15 protein-coding genes are annotated in these 18,341 nt (G+C 67.7%); 9 read left to right on the top strand and 6 right to left on the bottom strand.

Features of this window, described 5'->3' with window-relative positions:
* The first annotated feature begins 109 nt into the window (after positions 1 to 109).
* The 6 genes from aspA (at position 110) to QE444_RS02600 (ending at position 6,670) form a co-directional block, all read left to right on the top strand.
* Positions 110 to 1,543 carry an aspartate ammonia-lyase gene (gene aspA, locus QE444_RS02575; protein WP_133860164.1) on the top strand — a complete coding sequence of 478 codons (1,434 nt, stop codon included), beginning with the start codon at positions 110 to 112 and terminating at the stop codon, positions 1,541 to 1,543.
* Between the two features lie 99 nt (positions 1,544 to 1,642).
* Positions 1,643 to 2,644 (top strand): AraC family transcriptional regulator, encoded by a 1,002-nt coding sequence (locus QE444_RS02580; RefSeq protein ID WP_273861016.1) that lies wholly within the window; start codon positions 1,643 to 1,645, stop codon positions 2,642 to 2,644.
* Positions 2,645 to 2,690: 46 nt separating this feature from the next.
* Positions 2,691 to 3,050, top strand: a complete 360-nt coding sequence (locus tag QE444_RS02585) for a cupin domain-containing protein (protein ID WP_285385965.1) — start codon at positions 2,691 to 2,693, stop codon at positions 3,048 to 3,050.
* Between the two features lie 114 nt (positions 3,051 to 3,164).
* Positions 3,165 to 4,196: a histone deacetylase family protein gene (locus QE444_RS02590; RefSeq protein ID WP_309737295.1), complete on the top strand. Its 1,032-nt coding sequence runs from the start codon at positions 3,165 to 3,167 to the stop codon at positions 4,194 to 4,196.
* 23 nt (positions 4,197 to 4,219) lie between these two features.
* Entirely contained in the window at positions 4,220 to 5,320 is a 1,101-nt protein-coding gene (locus tag QE444_RS02595) for a polyamine ABC transporter substrate-binding protein (RefSeq protein WP_309737296.1), read from the top strand.
* Positions 5,321 to 5,464: 144 nt separating this feature from the next.
* Positions 5,465 to 6,670, top strand: a complete 1,206-nt coding sequence (locus QE444_RS02600) for a GGDEF domain-containing protein (protein ID WP_309737297.1) — start codon at positions 5,465 to 5,467, stop codon at positions 6,668 to 6,670.
* Here the strand turns inward: QE444_RS02600 and QE444_RS02605 are convergent.
* Positions 6,667 to 7,455 carry a helix-turn-helix transcriptional regulator gene (locus QE444_RS02605; protein WP_183632252.1) on the bottom strand — a complete coding sequence of 263 codons (789 nt, stop codon included), beginning with the start codon at positions 7,453 to 7,455 and terminating at the stop codon, positions 6,667 to 6,669. The genes QE444_RS02600 and QE444_RS02605 overlap by 4 nt on opposite strands.
* 271 nt (positions 7,456 to 7,726) lie before the next feature.
* Here QE444_RS02605 and QE444_RS02610 point away from each other — a divergent pair, with 271 nt between their 5' ends.
* Positions 7,727 to 9,181, top strand: a complete 1,455-nt coding sequence (locus QE444_RS02610) for a sodium:alanine symporter family protein (protein WP_158890251.1) — start codon at positions 7,727 to 7,729, stop codon at positions 9,179 to 9,181.
* Positions 9,182 to 9,268: 87 nt separating this feature from the next.
* Positions 9,269 to 10,252: an asparaginase gene (locus QE444_RS02615; protein WP_309737298.1), complete on the top strand. Its 984-nt coding sequence runs from the start codon at positions 9,269 to 9,271 to the stop codon at positions 10,250 to 10,252.
* Between the two features lie 339 nt (positions 10,253 to 10,591).
* Here the strand turns inward: QE444_RS02615 and QE444_RS02620 are convergent, their stop codons facing one another.
* Entirely contained in the window at positions 10,592 to 11,494 is a 903-nt protein-coding gene (locus QE444_RS02620) for a D-hexose-6-phosphate mutarotase (RefSeq protein WP_309737299.1), read from the bottom strand.
* Between the two features lie 171 nt (positions 11,495 to 11,665).
* Between QE444_RS02620 and ampC the strand changes: the two genes are divergently transcribed.
* Positions 11,666 to 12,820, top strand: a complete 1,155-nt coding sequence (gene ampC / locus QE444_RS02625) for a class C beta-lactamase (protein WP_309737300.1) — start codon at positions 11,666 to 11,668, stop codon at positions 12,818 to 12,820.
* A gap of 301 nt (positions 12,821 to 13,121) precedes the next feature.
* Here ampC and QE444_RS02630 read toward each other — a convergent pair whose 3' ends face one another.
* The 4 genes from QE444_RS02630 to QE444_RS02645 all read right to left on the bottom strand — a co-directional run bounded on the left by QE444_RS02630 (position 13,122) and on the right by QE444_RS02645 (position 18,332).
* Positions 13,122 to 14,792, bottom strand: a complete 1,671-nt coding sequence (locus QE444_RS02630; RefSeq protein WP_285385976.1) for a Na/Pi cotransporter family protein — start codon at positions 14,790 to 14,792, stop codon at positions 13,122 to 13,124.
* Between the two features lie 164 nt (positions 14,793 to 14,956).
* Entirely contained in the window at positions 14,957 to 15,709 is a 753-nt protein-coding gene (locus tag QE444_RS02635; protein WP_133860176.1) for a TerC family protein, read from the bottom strand.
* A 116-nt stretch (positions 15,710 to 15,825) separates the two neighbouring features.
* Complete coding sequence (locus tag QE444_RS02640) at positions 15,826 to 17,160, bottom strand: CitMHS family transporter (protein ID WP_273861008.1); 1,335 nt, start codon at positions 17,158 to 17,160, stop codon at positions 15,826 to 15,828.
* Between the two features lie 242 nt (positions 17,161 to 17,402).
* Positions 17,403 to 18,332 carry a LysR family transcriptional regulator gene (locus tag QE444_RS02645; RefSeq protein ID WP_285385978.1) on the bottom strand — a complete coding sequence of 310 codons (930 nt, stop codon included), beginning with the start codon at positions 18,330 to 18,332 and terminating at the stop codon, positions 17,403 to 17,405.
* Positions 18,333 to 18,341: the final 9 nt, after the last annotated feature.

Below are 18,341 nucleotides of genomic sequence, written 5' to 3' on the forward strand. Positions count from 1 at the left end.
TGCCGATCCGGCATGAGGCTTGGCGGATCGGCATTGGCGGCGATCGGCTGGCAGGCCTAGATTCTAAGGCATCGCGGCGCCTGCCGCTCGATCGAAGCCCAACGCTATCATGTCCGACTCTGCATCATCCGTCCGCCTCGAAAAAGATCTTCTCGGTACCCTCGACGTCCCCGCCGATGCCTACTACGGCATCCAGACCCTGCGCGCCGTGCAGAACTTCCGCCTCTCCGGCGTGCCCCTCGGTCACTACCCCAAGCTGGTGGTGGCCCTGGCCATGGTCAAGCAGGCGGCGGCGGACGCCAACCACCGGCTCGGCCACCTGCCGACCGAAAAGCACCAGGCGATCGTTGATGCCTGCTCGCGCATCATTCGCGGCGAATTCCACGACCAGTTCGTGGTGGACATGATCCAGGGCGGGGCCGGCACCTCGACCAACATGAACGCCAACGAGGTGATCGCCAACGTCGCCCTGGAGCTGCTCGGCCACGCCAAGGGCGAGTATCGCCACCTGCACCCGAACAACGACGTCAACATGGCGCAGTCGACCAACGACGCCTACCCCACCGCCATCCGCCTGGGTCTGCTGCTCGGCCATGACGCCCTGCTCGCCAGCCTGGACAGCCTGATCACCGCCTTCGCCGCCAAGGGCGTGGAATTCGCCGAGGTGCTGAAGATGGGTCGCACCCAGCTGCAGGACGCGGTGCCCATGACCCTCGGCCAGGAATTCCACGCCTTCGCCACCACCCTGGGCGAAGACCTGGCGCGCCTCAAGACCCTGGCGCCGGAGCTGCTCACCGAGGTCAACCTGGGCGGTACCGCCATCGGCACCGGCATCAACGCCGACCCCGGCTACCAGCTGCTGGCCGTGCAGCGCCTGGCGGACATCAGCGGTCAGCCGCTCAAGCCCGCCGCCGACCTGATCGAAGCCACCTCGGACATGGGCGCCTTCGTGCTGTTTTCCGGCATGCTCAAGCGCACCGCGGTGAAGCTGTCGAAGATCTGCAACGACCTGCGCCTGCTCTCCAGCGGTCCGCGTACCGGCATCAACGAGATCAACCTGCCGCCGCGTCAGCCGGGCAGCTCGATCATGCCGGGCAAGGTCAATCCGGTGATCCCCGAGGCGGTCAACCAGGTGGCCTTCGAGATCATCGGCAACGACCTGGCGCTGACCCTGGCGGCCGAGGGCGGCCAGCTGCAGCTCAACGTCATGGAGCCGCTGATCGCCTACAAGATCTTCGACTCCATCCGCCTGCTGCAGCGCGCCATGGACATGCTGCGCGAGCACTGCATCACCGGCATCACCGCCAACGTCGAGCACTGCCGCCGTCAGGTGGAGCATTCCATCGGCCTGGTCACCGCGCTCAACCCCTACCTGGGCTACGAGACCTCCACCCGCATCGCCAAGACGGCGCTGGAAACCGGTCGCGGCGTGCTGGAGCTGGTGCGCGAGGAAAATCTGCTGGACGAGGCGACCCTGGACGACATCCTGCGCCCGGAAAACATGATCGCCCCGCGGCTCGTACCGCTGAAGGCCAAGGTCTGAGTCCCGCACGCCAGACCTGAGCGGTAACCGACGGCAACTCCCCGCGGGCGCGGTATCCTTCTTGCCTGGAAGGCTGCCACCGCCCCGGGGAGTTTGCCCATGCGTCAGTCCGGTCTGATCAATCTCAACCTGGTGTCCCTGGTGCTCCAGCAACTGGCGGCCGACACGCCCGCCCGGGCGGCGCCGTTACTGGCCGGCAGTGGCCTGCGGCTGGACGATCTCGAACAGCCCCATCGGCTCATCACCCTGGCCCAGGAACAGCGGGTCATCGCCAACGCCCTGCCGGTCGCCCCGCCCGAACTGGGGCTGCTGCTGGGCTGGCGGCTGCGCGTCTCCGGCTACGGCCTGCTCGGCTATGCCCTGCTCAGCGCCCCGACCCTGGGCGCGGCGCTGCAGGCAGCCCTGGCCCACCAGGGGCTGCTGGGCGCCTATTTCACCCTGCGCCTGGAGCGCCACGGTGAGCTGGCCTGGCTCAGGGCCGACGACCATCCCTTCGCGCCGGAACTGGAGCGCTGCAACGCCGAGTGCTGCCTGGCCTCGCTCCTGGCGATCTGCTGCGACCTCCTGGGGACGCCCCTACCGTTGGTGCAGGTGGCCTTTCGGCACGCCGAGCCGGCCTATCGCGCGCGCTATGGCGACTGCTTCGGCGCCACACCCCTGGCCTTCAACGCGCCCTATAACGGCCTGGCCTTTCCCGCTGCCTGGCTTGAGCGCGGGCTGCCCCTGGCCGATCCGGTGACCCATCGCGACGCCCTGGAGCAGTGCGGTCGCCTGGCCCCCGAGCAGGATCGCCAGCGCGCCCTGCTCGCCCGCATCCGCACCCTGCTGGGCGCCGACCTGGCGGCCCCGCCCTCCTTCGCGGCCCTGGCCGGCCACCTCGGCATGGCCCCGCGCAGCCTGCGCCGCCATCTGCAGGCGGGCGGCAGCGGCTATCAGCAACTGCTCGACGAGTTGCGCTTCGAACGGGCGCGCGACCTGCTGGCCCAGGAGCGGCTGCCCATCTATCGCATCGCCGAGGTGATGGGCTTCAGCGAGACCGCCAGCTTCCGCCATGCCTTCCGCCGCTGGAGCGGACAATCGCCGCGGGGGTATCGGCTCTAGCGGCCGGCGTATGCTGAGCGCTTCCCGTCCCCAAGGAGGATTTTCCATGCCCTCGCTGAAACTGCTCGAAGCGCGCGGCCAACCCACCCAGCAATACCGCCTGCCGGCGGAGAAGTTGCTGGCCGGCGATCCACTGCAGAGCCTCTGGCTCGACTACGAGGATGGCAGCGGTGTCTTCGCCGTTGGCCACTGGCACAGCGATGTGGGCGCCTGGCGGGTGAACTACACCGAGGAGGAGTACTGCCAGATCCTCGAAGGGGTGAGTCTGGTCACCGATGACCAGGGCCACGCCACCCGGCTCGGTCCCGGCAGCAGCTTCGTCGTGCCGCGCGGCTTCCAGGGCACCTGGGAGGTGCTGGAGCCGACCCTGAAGCGCTTCGTGGTCTACGAAGCCAAGGGCGGTTGATGGTCGACGCCGGGCGCAATCTGGCCGGATCTATCCCCTTTTGGCCGCTGCGCCTCTCGTCGCGGGTCGCCGGGCTGGCAAGAATCAGGGGAGAGCCCGCCGCCCGGAGTCGCCATGCGCATCCACCACAGTCCCGATCACGCCCTGCACCACGGTCGTTGCGAATTGATCGATGGCCAGTTGCAGCCCTGTTTCGAAAAACCCCAGCGCGTCGAATTCATCCTCGCCGAGTGTCACCGCCGGCAGCTCGGCGAGGTAGTGGCGCCGAGGGACTTCGGCCGGGCGCCGCTGGCACGCGTCCATAGCGCGGCCTATCTCGACTTTCTCGCCGGCGCCTGGGACGAATGGGCAGCCCGCGGCGAGACCGTGGATCTGCTGCCCTATACCTGGCCGGCGCGTACCCTGCGCCAGGTGCTGCCGCCCACCAGCCTGCACGGACGCCTCGGTTACTACAGCTTCGACGGCGGCGCGCCCATCACCGCCGGCACCTGGCAGGCCGCCTACAGCGCCGCCCAGGTGGCCCTGAGTGCCGGGGCCGAGGTCGCCGCGGGCGCGCGCAGCGCCTTCGCCCTCTGCCGCCCGCCGGGCCACCACGCCGCGGCCGATGTCATGGGTGGCTACTGCTATCTGAACAACGCCGCCATCGCCGCCCAGGCCGCCCTCGACGGCGGCGCCCGGCGGGTGGCCATCCTCGATGTCGACTACCACCACGGCAACGGCACCCAGGACATCTTCTATGCGCGCGACGATGTGCTGTTCCTCTCGCTGCACGGCGATCCGGGTTTCGAATTCCCCTTCTTCCTCGGCTATGCCGACGAGACCGGCAGCGGCGCGGGCCAGGGCTTCAACCTCAATCTGCCGCTGCCCGCCGGCAGCGCCTGGGACAGCTGGAGCGCCGCCCTGGAAACAGCGCTGACGCGCGTGCAGGACTATGCCCCGGACCTGCTGCTGGTCTCCCTGGGCGTGGATACCTTCAAGGCCGATCCCATTTCCCAGTTCAAGCTGGAGAGCGACGACTACCTGCGCCTGGGCGAACGCCTGGCGCGGCTCGGCCTGCCGACCCTGTTCGTCATGGAAGGCGGTTACGCCGTGGCGGAGATCGGCATCAACACGGTGAACGTCCTGGCCGCCTTCGACGGCGCCTGATCCCTATCGCGAGGAATCCGACCATGCACAGCCTCCTGCGTCCGCTCACCACCCTGCTCGGTGGCGCCCTGCTCGCCACCGCCGTCCAGGCCGCCGATCCCGGCGAACTGCGGGTCTACAACTGGGCCGACTACATCCTGCCCGAGACGCCCAAGGACTTCGCCAAGCAGACCGGCATCCGCGTCACCTGGGACACCTTCGACAGCAACGAGTCGCTGGAGGCCAAGCTGCTCACCGGGCGCTCCGGCTATGACCTGGTGATTCCCTCCAACCAGTTCCTGGAAACCCAGATCAAGGCCGGGGTCTTCCAGAAGCTGGACAAGCGCAAGCTGCCCAACTGGCAGAATCTCGATCCGGAGTTGCTCAAGCTGCTGGAGGTCAACGACCCGGGCAACCAGTACGGCGTGCCCTACATGTACGGCACCATCCTCATCGGCTTCAACCCGGCCAAGGTCAAGGCGGCGCTGGGGGCGGACGCACCGGTGGACAGCTGGGACCTGGTGTTCAAGCCGGAGAACATGGCCAAGCTCAAGAGCTGTGGCGTGGCCATGCTGGACTCGCCCTCGGACATCCTGCCGGTGGTGCTGCACTACCTGGGCCTGGACCCCAACAGCGCCAACGCCAAGGACTACGAGAAGGCCACGGCGCTGATGCTGAAGATCCGCCCCTACATGGCCTACTTCAATTCCACCAAGTACATGACCGATATCGCCAACGGCGACATCTGCGTGGCGGTGGGCTATTCGGGCAGCTTCTATCAGTTCGGCAACCGGGCCAAGGAAGCCGGCAACGGCGTGGTGGTGGACTGGCGGCTGCCGCGCGAGGGCGCGCCCATCTGGTTCGACACCTGGGCCATTCCGGCCAGCGCCGCCAACGTCGACCAGGCCCATGCCTTCATCAATTACCTGCTCGAACCCAAGGTGATCGCCGGGATCAGCGACTATCTCGGCTACCCCAACGCCAACAAGCCGGGCATGCCGCTGGTGACCACCGCCATCCGCGACAACCACGACCTGGTGCCCACTCCGGACATGCTCAAGAAGCTCTATGTGGTGCAGCCGCTGCCGCAGCCCATCGAGCGGGTGCGGACGCGCGTCTGGAGTCGCATCAAGGCCGGCAACTAGCGACCGCGGCGTTCACGGCCTCCCGAATGGTAGCCAATGGCTACCATTCGGCGGTTACATTCCCGCGTCCGGGAACCCTCTATCGTGCTAAGGGACTTATTGTGCTGAAGTGATCCTCGGATTTTCCTGCCAGGTACGGCATCCATGTCCCTCAGTCTCGCCCTCGCCCGAGCGCTGGCTCGCCCTTTCTGGGCCCTGCGCTTCGAACCGGTATTGGAACGGCATTATCAGCGCGACATCGCCCGTTCGCGCCGGCGGCACCTGCGCATCAGCCTGACCGTGGCCATCCTCGCCTATGCCAGCTTCTCGATCTGGGACTGGATCCTGATGACCGATGCCTTCTGGCTCATCAGCCTGCTCAGCGCACTGGTGGTGGTTGGCGGCGGTCTGGTCTTGCTGGCGCTCAGGCTGATGCCAGCCGAGCATCCGGCACGCGAGTGGGTGGGTATCCTGCCCTGTCTGCTGGCCTATGCGCCGCCGCTGCTGGACGTCGAGGCCACCGATGCCGCGCATCGCGCCCTCTGGCTGGCAACTATGCCGTTGATGACCCTCTTCACCAACAGCTGCATCGCCCCGCCCCTGCGCCAGGCCGCGGTACACAGCCTGGTCGCCCTGCTGGCCATCGGCCTGGCCACCCAGATGCACGCCCTGCCTGCCCTGGAGGCGTCGCTGGTCATGACCCTGGCGTTCGCCACCGCGAGCTTCACCCTGCTCAACAACTTCTGGATGGAGCGCGCGCGTCGTCAGGGCTATCTGCTGATCCTGCGCGACCGCCTGCGCAACGAAGAGCTGACCGCATCCAATCGCTTCCTGGCACAGCAGTCCGCCACCGACCCCCTGACCGGCGTGGCCAATCGCCGGGCGCTGATGCAGGCCCTGGCCAACGCCCTGGCACATCCCCCGCCCCGCCCGCTGCTCCTGCTGATGATCGACGTCGATCACTTCAAGGCCTTCAACGATCGCTACGGGCATCCGGCCGGCGATCGCTGCCTGCAACAGGTCGCCACCGCCCTGGCCGACGAGTTGCGCGCCGGTGACTGCCTGGCCCGCTACGGCGGCGAGGAATTCGCCATCCTCTGCACGCCTTCGCGCGAGGAGGATGCCGGCAAGCTGGCACAGCGCCTGCTAGACGCGGTAAGGCGCCTGGAGATCCCCCATCTCGGGCCCCATGCCGGTCCGCGCGTGACGGTGAGTATCGGCGGCGCCTGCGCCCGGCCGGATCACGACTGCGCCGAAACCTTCATCGAAGCCGCCGATCGCCAGCTCTACTGGGCCAAGCAGGCCGGGCGCGACCGCGCCATCCTCGAAGACTGCGATCGCTGCCACCCAGCGATCGAGGAAACCCTCTAGCCCAGGCGATAGACCCGATCGACCAGGGCCACGCTGGCCAAGCGCTGGCGCAGATCCTCGTCCAGGCCAGGGTCCTGCCAGTCGTAGAGGCCGATGCGGGCATAGGCCCGACCCCGAGGTGGCCGCGTGCCAAGGTACTCCCAGACCACCCGGGTGCAGGCCGGCTCGCGCCGGTCGGAGGCGCTGACGCCGAGCTTGAGTCCGTTCAGGCGATCGATGCGGTTGCGCGCGCTGGGCAGCAGCACCGTCTGCGACAACTCGTTGCCGGTGAGGGATTCGTAGTCGGTAAAGAACAGCCGGCTCTCCAGACTCATGGCCAGGCCCAGGTAGCGAAAGCGCGCCTGGCTGGTGGCTTCGTCGCGCCGCCGCAGGCGCTCGAAACGCACGTAGCGGAAGACGCCCGCTTCCGCGAACAGCCAGACCAGTCCGCAGAGCACCACACCCGGCGTGGACAGCGACGGATAGTATTCGTGGTAATAGCCCTGGTAGCGCGCCAGGCCCTCCTGACGCTCGCCGAACAGGGCCAGAGCCTGCCCCGCCCAGCCCGTCTCCTGACCAACCGGCGCGCCCAGGCGCGCCGCGAATTGCCGCTGCGGCAGCTGCAGATCGCCCACCGGCAGCCCGAAGAACTCCGCCAGGCGCTGCAGGTTGTAAGGCGACGGACGGCTCTGCCCGTTGAGGTAACGATTGAACTGGGCACGGTTGATGCCGACGGCGCGACAGACGGCGGCAATCGAGCGGTGGCGCTGGCAGAGCAGCTGCAAATTGGCGGAAAAGTCGCTCATGAATCCGGCCCGAGCTTGACAGACGGCCAGAAAACTAGCATCAAGTCGCGCCATTTTGAAGCGAGGCGCGGAATTGTTCACGCCGGTGGGATAGCCGAATCTAGGCGCCCGGTCCGTCTTACTGCCCGTTCCACCCGGACCGACCCGTTCCAGAGCCTGTTGCCGTCGTCTCCCCACGCCGGGAGCAGGCCCTGGCGGGATATTCCACAATAATAGCCCCAAGGCTTGCGAGCCGGCCTTGGAGCATCACTAGCATGCTCGAGGATTCTTCATGCACTACCTAGAAATGCTCAACGACTTCCTGTCCGGCCATGTGCTCATCGTGCTGATCGTCGGCCTGGGCAGCTATTTCACCCTGCGCTCGCGATTCGTGCAGGTGCGCCATTTCCCGCACATGTTCACCGTCTTCAAGGACTCCCTGCGCAACAGCGGTGACGGCCTGAGTTCCTTCCAGGCGCTGATGCTCAGCCTGGCCGGTCGCGTCGGTGCCGGCAACATCGCCGGTGTGGGCCTGGCCGTGACCCTGGGTGGCCCCGGTGCGGTGTTCTGGATGTGGGTGACCGCCCTGGTCGGCATGGCCAGCAGCTTCTTCGAGTGCACCCTGGCGCAGGTCTACAAGCGCGCCGACGGCGACGGCCTCTACATCGGTGGTCCGGCCTATTACATCCAGCACGGCCTCAACAAGCGCTGGATGGCCCTGATCTTCTCGGGCCTGTTGCTGGTGACCTACGGCTTCGCCTTCGTCGGTCTGCAGTCCTTCACCGTGACCCACTCGCTGGAAAACGCCTTCGGCCTGCCGGTGCAGTACACCGGGATCGCCCTGGCCATCCTGCTGGGCCTGGTGTTCATCGGCGGCATCAAGCGTATCGCCGCGGTCTCCGACATCCTGGTGCCGGTCAAGACCCTGGCCTACATCGCCGTCACCCTCTATGTGATCATCACCCAGATCGACCTGGTCCCCGGTACCCTGCTGACCATCGTCAAGAGCGCCTTCGGCCTGGAGCCGGCCTTTGCCGGTCTGCTCGGCGCCGCCATCACCATGGGCGTCAAGCGTGGCGTCTTCGCCAACGAAGCCGGCCTGGGCGCCGCACCCAACGTCGCCGCGGTGGCCGCGGTCAAGCACCCGGCCGCCCAGGGCGTGGTGCAGGCCTTCAGCGTCTTTCTCGACACCTTCGTCATCTGCACCTGTACCGCGCTGCTGATCCTGCTCTCGGGTTTCTACACCCCGGGCTTCGAAGGTGACGGCATCGTCCTGACCCAGAACTCCCTGGCTGCGGTGGTCGGTGACTGGGGCCGCATCTTCATCAGCGTCGCCCTGTCGCTGTTCGTCTTCACCTGCATCCTCTACAACATCTACCTGGGCGAGAACGGCCTGCGCTACCTGCTCGGCCGCGGCAAGGCCGTGCTGCTCGGCTATCGCGGCCTGGTGCTGGTGCTGATCTGCTGGGGCTCGATGCAGAATCTGACCACGGTGTTCGCCTTTGCCGACATCACCATGACCTGCCTGGCCTTCGTCAACCTGATCGCCCTGGCCATGCTGATCAAGGTCGGCATGCGCATCCTCAACGACTACGACGCCCAGCGCCGTGCCGGGGTGGATCAGCCGGTGTTCGATGCCGACCAGTTCCGCGACCTGGACCTGGATCGCCAGGCCTGGCCGGCGCTGGAGCGTCTGGAAGAGACCGTCGCCGAAGCCCGCGCCGCCCAGCCGCGCCAGGCGCACTGACCGCCGCCACCGGGTCGCGCTGACCCGGACCGCGACCGCTTTCCTGCCCCCACTTCGTGTGGGGGCAGTCCTATCAGGAAGTCCCTCATGAGCTCACCCTACCTGCACATCCTCTACACCGGCGGCACCATCGGCATGCAGGCGACCGCCGCCGGCCTGGCCCCCGCCGCTGGTTTCGAGGCGCGCATCGACGCCCTGTTGGCCAGCCGTCCGGAGCTGGACAATCCGGCCTGGCGGCTGCAGGAGCTGCTGCCGCTGATCGACAGCGCCAACATGACCCCCGCCGCCTGGGAGCGCATGGCCCAGGCGATCCTGGCGGCAGCCACCGACCCCGCCTGCCGCGGCGTGCTGGTGCTGCACGGCACCGACACCCTGGCCTACAGCGCCGCCGCCCTGGCCTTCCGGCTGCTGGGCCTGGCCATTCCGGTGCTGCTGACCGGCTCCATGCTGCCGGCCGGCGTGCCGGACAGCGATGCCGACGGCAACCTGGCCGACAGCTTCGCCGCCTTCGCCAGCGGACTGATGCCGGGGGTGCAGGTGCAATTCCATGGCGAACGCCTGCCGGCGGCGCGCTGCACCAAGCAGGCCAGCAGCGGCTGGAAGGCCTTCGTGGAAAGCGCCCGGCCGCGCAGCGGTGACGCCCTGGTGGCCACGCCGGCCGCCTTACGCTTCGACCAACCGCGTCAGCCAGCGCGGGTAGCGGTGCTGCCGCTGTTTCCGGGGATCGACGGTGCCACCCTGCGCGGTCTGGCGGGCAGTGGGGTGCAGGGGCTGGTGCTGGAGTGCTATGGCAGCGGCACGGGTCCGGCGGATGACGCCGACTTCCTCGCCGCCCTCGCCGAATGGCGCGCTGCCGGCGTCCCCGTGGTCGCCCTCAGCCAGGGCGCTCGCGGGACGGTGGAGTTGGGTACCTACGCCGCCGGCAGCGGCCTGGCCGATGCCGGGGTGATCTCCGGCCGCGGCATGACTCGTGAAGCCGCCCTAGGCAAGCTGCACAGCCTGCTCGGCTGCGGCCTGGAGCGCGCGGCAGTGGCCGAGTGGATCGGGCGGAATCTGTGCGAGGAGTTGTGATCTTCGGCTAGGTGCCGGCGGCTTCCTCACCCCGGGCCTCTCCCAGGGGGAGAGGGGGCGTTTGGGTAGACACCGCAGCAAGGCAGTGACTCTGCCAAACCAGGAGTGAGTCCTGCGCACGCTCCAATATCCAACACGCCAAAGCCTATCGGAGCCTCCCCTCTCCCTCTGGGAGAGGGCCAGGGTGAGGGTGCGCTTGAAGCCTGACAGCCCCAAGTCCTGCGCATCAAACTCCCCTGAGCGCCCCAAGTCCTAACGCACCAAACTCTCCCCTGAGCCCCCCCCTCTCCCTCCGGGAGAGGGCCGGGGTGAGGGCAAGCCCGGACGCCTGAGCAGCCCCTACAGCGCCTCGCGCCACAGGCTCACCGCCATCTCGGCCGAGGCGCCCGGCGCCACGGTGAGGACGTCGTCCATCACCCGGGCGGTCTCGATGCAGAGCATGCCGGTCCAGGCGTTGTTGGCGAACTGGCTCAGGCGCGCGGCCTTGTCGATCCAGGGATTCCACAGCACCGCCGAATGGCTGTTGCGGGTCTCCACGAACAGCCGGCGCTGCCACTGGGGATCGCGGATCGCCAGGCGTGCCGGCAGGCCGACATAGACCCGGTCGGTCTCGGCGGTGATGGTCGGCTCGCCGTTCTGCCGCTTGCGGGTCCAGCCGTCCAGGCAGTCGTAGTAGTCGGCGTTGGCCAGGCCTTCGATGCCCACCTCACGGACGTCGCTCACGGCGAAATAGGTGTGCAGCGCCTGGCTCAGCACCAGCGGGTGATCTTCCAGATTGCGCACGCTCAGGGTCAGCTCCAGGCGTTCGCCCACACTTAGGCTGAGGGTCAGCTCGGTGGCATGGGGCCAGCCCGGGGTGGTCTCGGCGGAGGTGCGGTGGTGGAAGTCCAGGCGCACCCGATCGGTGTCCACCTCGACGCCGCCGGCCTGCCAGGCGACCTGGCGCGCCAGGCCGTGGGCCGGGGCGTCCGCAGTGGTGGTGCACATGGCCTGGACCGCGGCCGGATTCTTCAGCAGGTCGCCGAACCAGGGCCAGCAGACCGGGATGCCGCCACGGATCGGGGTACCGGGCTCGAACACGGCTTCCGGATTGCCCCAGACGATGTCCGGCTCGCCGTCGAAGCCGTAGCGCAGCACATGGGCGCCCTGGCAGGCCACCAGGGCTTCGGCCTGGCCGACGCGGATGCGCCAGACGGGCAATTGGCCCAGTTGGATCTGTTCGACGAGGGGGGCAGCGGACATGGGATGACTCCTGAAAAAGGTGAGAGGCGACTGTAGTCCAGTCGAGGACCGGGCTCCAGCCAGCCATGGACAGCGCCGGCGGCAAAATCTTCCAACGCTGGCCGCGTCTCATACCGCTGTGGCAACGCTCGGCTAGACTCCTGGCCTCCCTTCCTCAGGAATAGCTCCCGCATGTCGGCTTTCCCGCGTCTTTCCCTGCTGCTCGGCCTGGGCCTGACCCTGCCGCTCCTGGCCAACGCCGCCAATCCCCTCGACGACGAGATCCGCGCCGCCGCCCGCGCGGTGATGGCCGAGCAGGACATTCCGGGCCTGGCCGTGGGTGTCACGGCCCCGGGCCTGCGCCGGCTCTACTACTTCGGCACCGCCGATCGCCGCAGTGGCCAGGCGGTGGACGCGGCCACCCTGTTCGAGATCGGCTCCCTGAGCAAGACCTACAGCGCCGCCCTGGGTGGCTACGCGGCAGCGACCGGTCGCCTGCGGCTGGACGAGTCCGCCGCTCAGGTCCGCCCGGCTCTGGCCGGCAGCGCCATCGGCCAGGCCAGCCTGCTGCAGCTGGCCACCTACAGCGCCGGCGGCCTGCCGCTGCAATTTCCCGACAGCGTCACCCGCGACGATCAGACGACGGCCTTCTACCGCGCCTTCCAGCCGCCCTTCCCCGCCGGCAGCCACCGCCTCTACTCCAATCCCAGCATCGGCCTGTTCGGCGCCCTGGCGGCCCAGCGGCTCGACGAGCCCTTCGCCACGGCCCTGCAGCGGCACGTGCTCAAGCCCCTGGGGCTCGACCATACCTATCTGCAGGTGCCGGCGGCCGAGCAGGCCCACTACGCCTGGGGCCATGGCAGGAACGACCAGCCGCTGCGGGTCAATCCGGGCGCCTATGCCGAAGAGGCCTATGGCATCAAGACCACCGCGGGCGATCTGCTCGCCTTCGTCGAGGCGAATCTGCATCCCGGCCGGTTGCCGGCGCCCCTGGCCAAGGCGCTCGACGCCACCCAGCAGGGCTACTATCGCAGCGGCCCCATGACTCAGGGTCTGGCCTGGGAGGCCTACGCCTATCCGCTGCCCAAGGCCCAGCTGCTGGCCGGCAACACCCCGGCGATGGCCCTGCAGCCGCAACCGCTGGACTGGCAGCATCCGCCACTGCCGGCGAGCGGCGCCCGGCTGTTGAACAAGACCGGCTCCACCAATGGCTTTGGCGCCTATGCGCTGTTCATCCCCGAGCGCCAGCTCGGCCTGGTGATCCTGGCCAACCGCAACTACCCGAATGCCGCGCGGATCGAGACGGCCTGGCGGATCCTGCAGCAGCTCGATAGTCGGGCGCAATGAGGTACCCCAATCGCGGCCATGGGCCGCTCCTACAGGGTGTGATGCTTCTGTAGGAGCGGCCGCAGCGGCGGACCGCCATGGCCGCGATAAGGCTTAGGCGCACAGTGCCATGGCGTGGAAAACGGCACAGCCTTTTCCACTGGGAGTTCGCAGCAGGGGGGCGCCCTCACCCCAGCCCTCTCCCCAGGGGAGAGGGGGCCATCCGAAGTGGAGCTCAACTTCATTGGCGCTGACAAGATCAGATCAGTAGCGTGGATGACGGCGCAGCCTCATCCACGAACCCCTGCGTCAAACCGCGACCTCAAACCCCGCCTGACTCCTCGCGCCCCTCCACCGGCAGCTCGTGCTCGGTGGCGTAGCCGGCATCGGCTGCCTCCAGCACGCCGTGGGCGATGCTGCAGAACAGCGAATTGACCCGGCGCATGTCGCTGAGCAGGCCCAGATGCAGGGAGCTGGTCTCGAAGCTCTCCACCACCTGCTGGTGCAGCCGCTCGACGTGGGCATGGGCATAGCGTCGCTCCAGCAGGCGGAAGCGCTGCTTGAGCCGACGCAGGCGGCGCGCCGCGTCCAGGTCGCCGGAGAGATAGACCGACAGGCACAGCTTGAGGCTGTCGACCAGCAGCCGGTGCAAGGCGGAGAGTTCGTCCACCCCGGAAGCCGAGAACGAGCGCCGGGCAGCGATCTTCTTGCTGTCGACGTCGCTGGCCATGCGCTCGATCAGATCGCCGGCCTGCTCCAGGTTGATCGCCAGTTCGATGGTCTCGGCCCAGCGCCGGCTGTCGCGCTCGTCCAGGTCGTCGCGCGGCATGCGCGCCAGGTACAGCTTGATCGCCGTGTAGAGGGCGTCGACGTCATCGTCGAGACGGCGCACCTCGCGGGCCAGCTGCTTGTCGCCGGCATTGATCAGCACCAGCAGGTGCTGCAGCATCTGCTCGATGACATCGCCCATGCGCAGGAGCTCGCGCGATGCATTGGTCAACGCCAGGGCCGGGGTGTCCAGGGCCGCGGTGTCCAGGTGGCGCGGTCGCAGGATGGTCTCGACGCTGTCCTTGGCCGGCAGCATGGCGGTGCAGAAGCGCGCCAGGGGTCCGGTCAGCGGCAGGAACAGCAGGCAGCGCACCAGGTTGTAGGCGACGTGGAAACCGATCACCACCTCGGCGTCGTTGAAGTCGTAGCCCTGCAGCCAGTCGGCCAGCAGGCCGATCCAGGGCAGCACCAGGATGCAGCCGGCGAGCTTGAACAGCAGGCTGCCCACCGCCACCCGCCGCGCCTCCACGCCCTGCTTGGCCGCGCCCATCAGCGCCAACACGCCGCTGCCCAGGTTGGCCCCCACCACCAGGCACAGCGCCACCTTGAGCGAGATGACCCCGGAGCCGGCCAGGGTGGCGGTCAGCAGCACCGCCGCCAGGCTGGAATAGGAGACCATGGCGAACACCGCGCCGGTCAGGGCGTCGAGCAGCTGGTCACCGGTCAGTGAAGAGAACAGCACCTTGACCCCGGCCGCATGGGTCATGGGCGAGGCCGCCTCGACGATCAGCTGCAGCGCCAGGATGATCAGCCCCAGGCCGATGGCGACCCGGCCGAGCTGGCCGGCGCGGGTCTGCTTGCGGCCGAGAAAGAACACCACGCCGAGAAAGATCAGCAGCGGCGACAGCCAGGACAGGTCGAAGGTCAGCACCCGCGCCATCAGCGCGGTACCCACGTCGGCGCCGAGCATGATGGCCAGCGCCGGGGTCAGCGGCACCAGGCCCTGGGCGACAAAGGAGGTCACCAGCAGCGCGGTGGCGTTGCTGCTCTGCACCAGGGCGGTGACGGCGATGCCGGAAAGAAAGGCCAGCGGCATGCGCTGCATGCTGCGGCTGAGCACCCGGCGCAGGCTGGCGCCGTATACCCGCAGGATACCGGTGCGCACGATATGGGTGCCCCACACCAGCAGGGCAACGGCGGATAGCAGATTGAGCAGTGTCAGCATCGTGGCGCCCTCCCGGCGCGTGTCCAAGAACTCCTGGCGAGCTTGTCACAAAATCGTAATGACCGTTCTGCACAGACGCACGAGCCCGAAGGCAGGGCACCTTCGGGCTCGTGGGGACTTGCTGGTTTAGGCGGCGGAGAGCCGGGTCGGTTCCGCCGCCGCGATCAGATCTGCTCCTTGCGCAGCTTGACCGCTTCGCGCGCCTTGGCCTTGCCGCGCAGGCGGATGTTGATGGCTTCCACCGCCAGCGAGAAGGCCATGGCGAAGTAGACGTAGCCCTTGGGCACATGGACTTCGAAGGCTTCGGCGATGAGCACGGTACCGACCACGATCAGGAACGACAGCGCCAGCATCTTCAGGCTCGGGTGCTTGTCGATGAAATTGCTGATGGCGCCGGCCGCCAGCATCATCACCAGCACGGCGACGATGATCGCCGCGACCATCACCGGCACGTGGCTGACCATGCCCACCGCGGTGATCACCGAGTCCAGCGAGAAGACGATGTCGATGATGGCGATCTGGATGATGGTGCCGATGAAGCCGCCACCCTTCTTCTGGGGGGCGTCCTCGTCGTGCTCATCCTCGCCTTCCAGGCCTTCGTAGATCTCGGCACTGCTCTTCCACAGCAGGAACAGGCCGCCGAAGAAGAGGATGAGGTCACGCCCGGAGATGCCCTGGCCGAAGACGAAGAACAGGTCGGCGGTGAGGCGCATCACCCAGGTGATGGACAGCAGCAGCAGGATGCGGGTGACCATGGCCAGGGCCAGACCGAAGAAACGGGTCCGCGCCTGCATGTGCTTGGGCATGCGGCTGACCAGGATGGAGATCATGATGATGTTGTCGATGCCCAGAACGATTTCCAGGGCCGTCAGGGTAAAGAAGGCGACCCAGATTTCCGGGTTGGTCAGCCAGTCCATTGCAAATCCTCTTTTAGCTGAGACGCGCTCGGGCGCGCGCTCCAATGGAAAAGGCGCGTCAGGCGACGCGCCATTTTCGAACAGCCGGCAAGGCTAGTCGTACAAATGGTAAAACTCTAGCGGCTGTACAGCGGAAACACACCCAGTAACAAAGCACCGCCCAGCAGGAACATGCAGGTCACGGTCGCCCATTTCAGGGTGAAGCGCTGGTGGTCGCCGAACTCCACCTTGGCCAGGCCCACCAGCAGGTAGGTCGAGGGCACCAGGGGGCTGAGCAGGTGCACGGGCTGACCGACGATGGAGGCCCGGGCGATCTCCACCGGACTGATGCCATAGGCCGCGGCGGCCTCGGCCAGCACCGGCAGCACGCCGAAGTAGAAGGCGTCGTTGGAGATGAAGAAGGTGAACGGCAGGCTGACCAGGGCGGTGATCACCGCCATGTACGGACCCAGGGCGTCCGGGATCACCGCCAGCAGGCCCTTGGACATGGCGTCGACCATGCCGGTACCCGAGAGGATGCCGGTGAAGATGCCCGCGGCGAAGATCAGCGAGACCACCGCCAGGACGTTTTCGGCATGGGCGGCGATGCGCTGCTTCTGCATGTTCAGGCAGCGGTAGTTGACGGTCATGGCGATGCCGAAGGCGATCATGAACAGCACCGGCATCGGCAGGATGCCGACGACCAGCGCGGCCATCAGCGCCAGGGTCAGCAGGCCGTTGAACCAGCGCAGGTGCGGGCGGCGGGCCTCGGCGCACTGGGAGACGGTGACGTCGGCGCCTTCGGTCTCGCCGATCTGCAGGATGCCCAGGCGCGCGCGCTCGCTGCGGCCATAGAGGTAGGCCAGGAAGAACAGCCAGGCGATGGCCAGCAGCATGGGCGCGATCATGGGCACGAAGACGTCGGCCGGGTCCACGTGCAGGGCACTGGCGGCGCGGGCGGTCGGACCGCCCCAGGGGGTCAGGTTCATCACGCCACTGGAGAGCAGCATCAGGCAGGTCATGATCAGCGGATTCATGCCCAGGCGCTTGTACAGCGGGAACATGGCCGCCACGCAGATCATGTAGGTGGTCGAGCCGTCACCGTCCAGGGAGACCACCAGGGTCAGGAAGACGGTGCCCATGGCCACCTTGAGCGGATCGCCCTTGACCAGCTTGAGGATCCAGCGCACCGCCGGGTCGAACAGGCCGGTGTCGATCATCACGGCGAAGTAGAGGATCGCGAACAGCAGCATCACGCCGGTGGGCGCCAGCTTGCGGATGCCGTCGAGCATCATCGGGCCGAGGGCGTCGAGCTTGACGCTGCCGAGGCTGGCGAATTCGCTGGACAGCGCCCAGGCCAGCACGGCGAAGGCGATCGGCACCATGGTCAGGGCGATCAGCGGAGACAGGCGCTTGGTCATGATCAGGTACATGAAGGTCATGACCATGGCGAAGCCGAGGAAAGTCAGCATGGGAATACCTCTGGATTTTCGCGAAGAGAAGGAGGGTTCAGCCGCGGCGCAGCGGCGCGGAGAGGGCGAAAATCCAGGGGAGACGGGCGCGCGAGGACGCCTGGAAGGACAGATACGACATGGCAAGAATCCTGGTTATTTTTGTAGGCACGTCGCCCGCTCACGGGGGCGGGTCTTGAGCGGATCCTAAGAGGTCAACCTTTCGCCAGCCTTGCGTGGCGAAAGGTGGATGTTGCGGGATGTCACGAAGCGGACGGAGGGCTCGCCTGCCAGCCGGGACTGCTCAGATGCTCGACGAAGAAATCGAGCAGCACCTGGATCTTGGTCGGGCGACTGCGCGCCGAGGGGGTCACGAAATAGAGGCCGCCACGGGTCAGCTGCCAGTCCGGCAGCAGCGGCACCAGCCGGCCATCGGCCAGGTAGTCGGCGGCGATGAAGTCCGGCAACTCGGCGATGGCCAGGCCTTCCAGCAGCACCGGCAGCAGGGCTTCGGAATTGGTGACGCGCAGGGGACCACGCGGCAGCACGCTTGCCTCGCGACCGTCGTCCCCGCTGAAGCGCCACACCTGGCTGCGCGCCCGGTAGGCGTAGCTCAGGCAGGCATGTTCGCTCAGCTCCTGCGGATGGTGGGGATGGCCATGGCGCTCGACGTAGGCCGGCGCCGCCACCAGCAGCTGGCTGACCGCGCAGAGCCGCCGGGCGACCAGCGAGGAGTCGGGCAAGGCGGCGATGCGCAGGGCGGCGTCGAAGCCCTCCGCCACCAGATCCACAGTGGCATCGGACAGGTGCAGATCCACCGTCAGCTGGGGATAGCGACGCAGCAGCTCGGGCAGCAGCGGCGCCACCCAGCGCAGGCCGAAGGCCATGGGCACCGCCAGCCGCACCTGGCCGCGGGGCTGCACGGCGCGCGCCTGGGCAGCGCTTTCGGTCGCCTCCGCCTGGCGATAGAGATCACCGGCCTGGGCGGCCAGCTCGCGGCCGAATTCGGTCAACGCCAACTGCCGCGAGGTGCGATTGAACAGCCGCCCGCCGAGGCGCTCCTCCAGGCGCGTCACCGCCCGCGAGACAGTGGCCACCGACACGCCCAGCACCCGCGCCGCGGCGGCGAAGGAGCCCTCCTCGGCGACCCTGGCGAACATCGCCAAGCCTTCGAAATCCGGCAATCTGCTCATTTCATTTCT

Origin of the sequence: Pseudomonas sp. SORGH_AS_0199 (genome assembly GCF_031453735.1) — a bacterium.
GTDB classification, from domain to species: Bacteria; Pseudomonadota; Gammaproteobacteria; order Pseudomonadales; family Pseudomonadaceae; genus Chryseomonas; species Chryseomonas aestiva.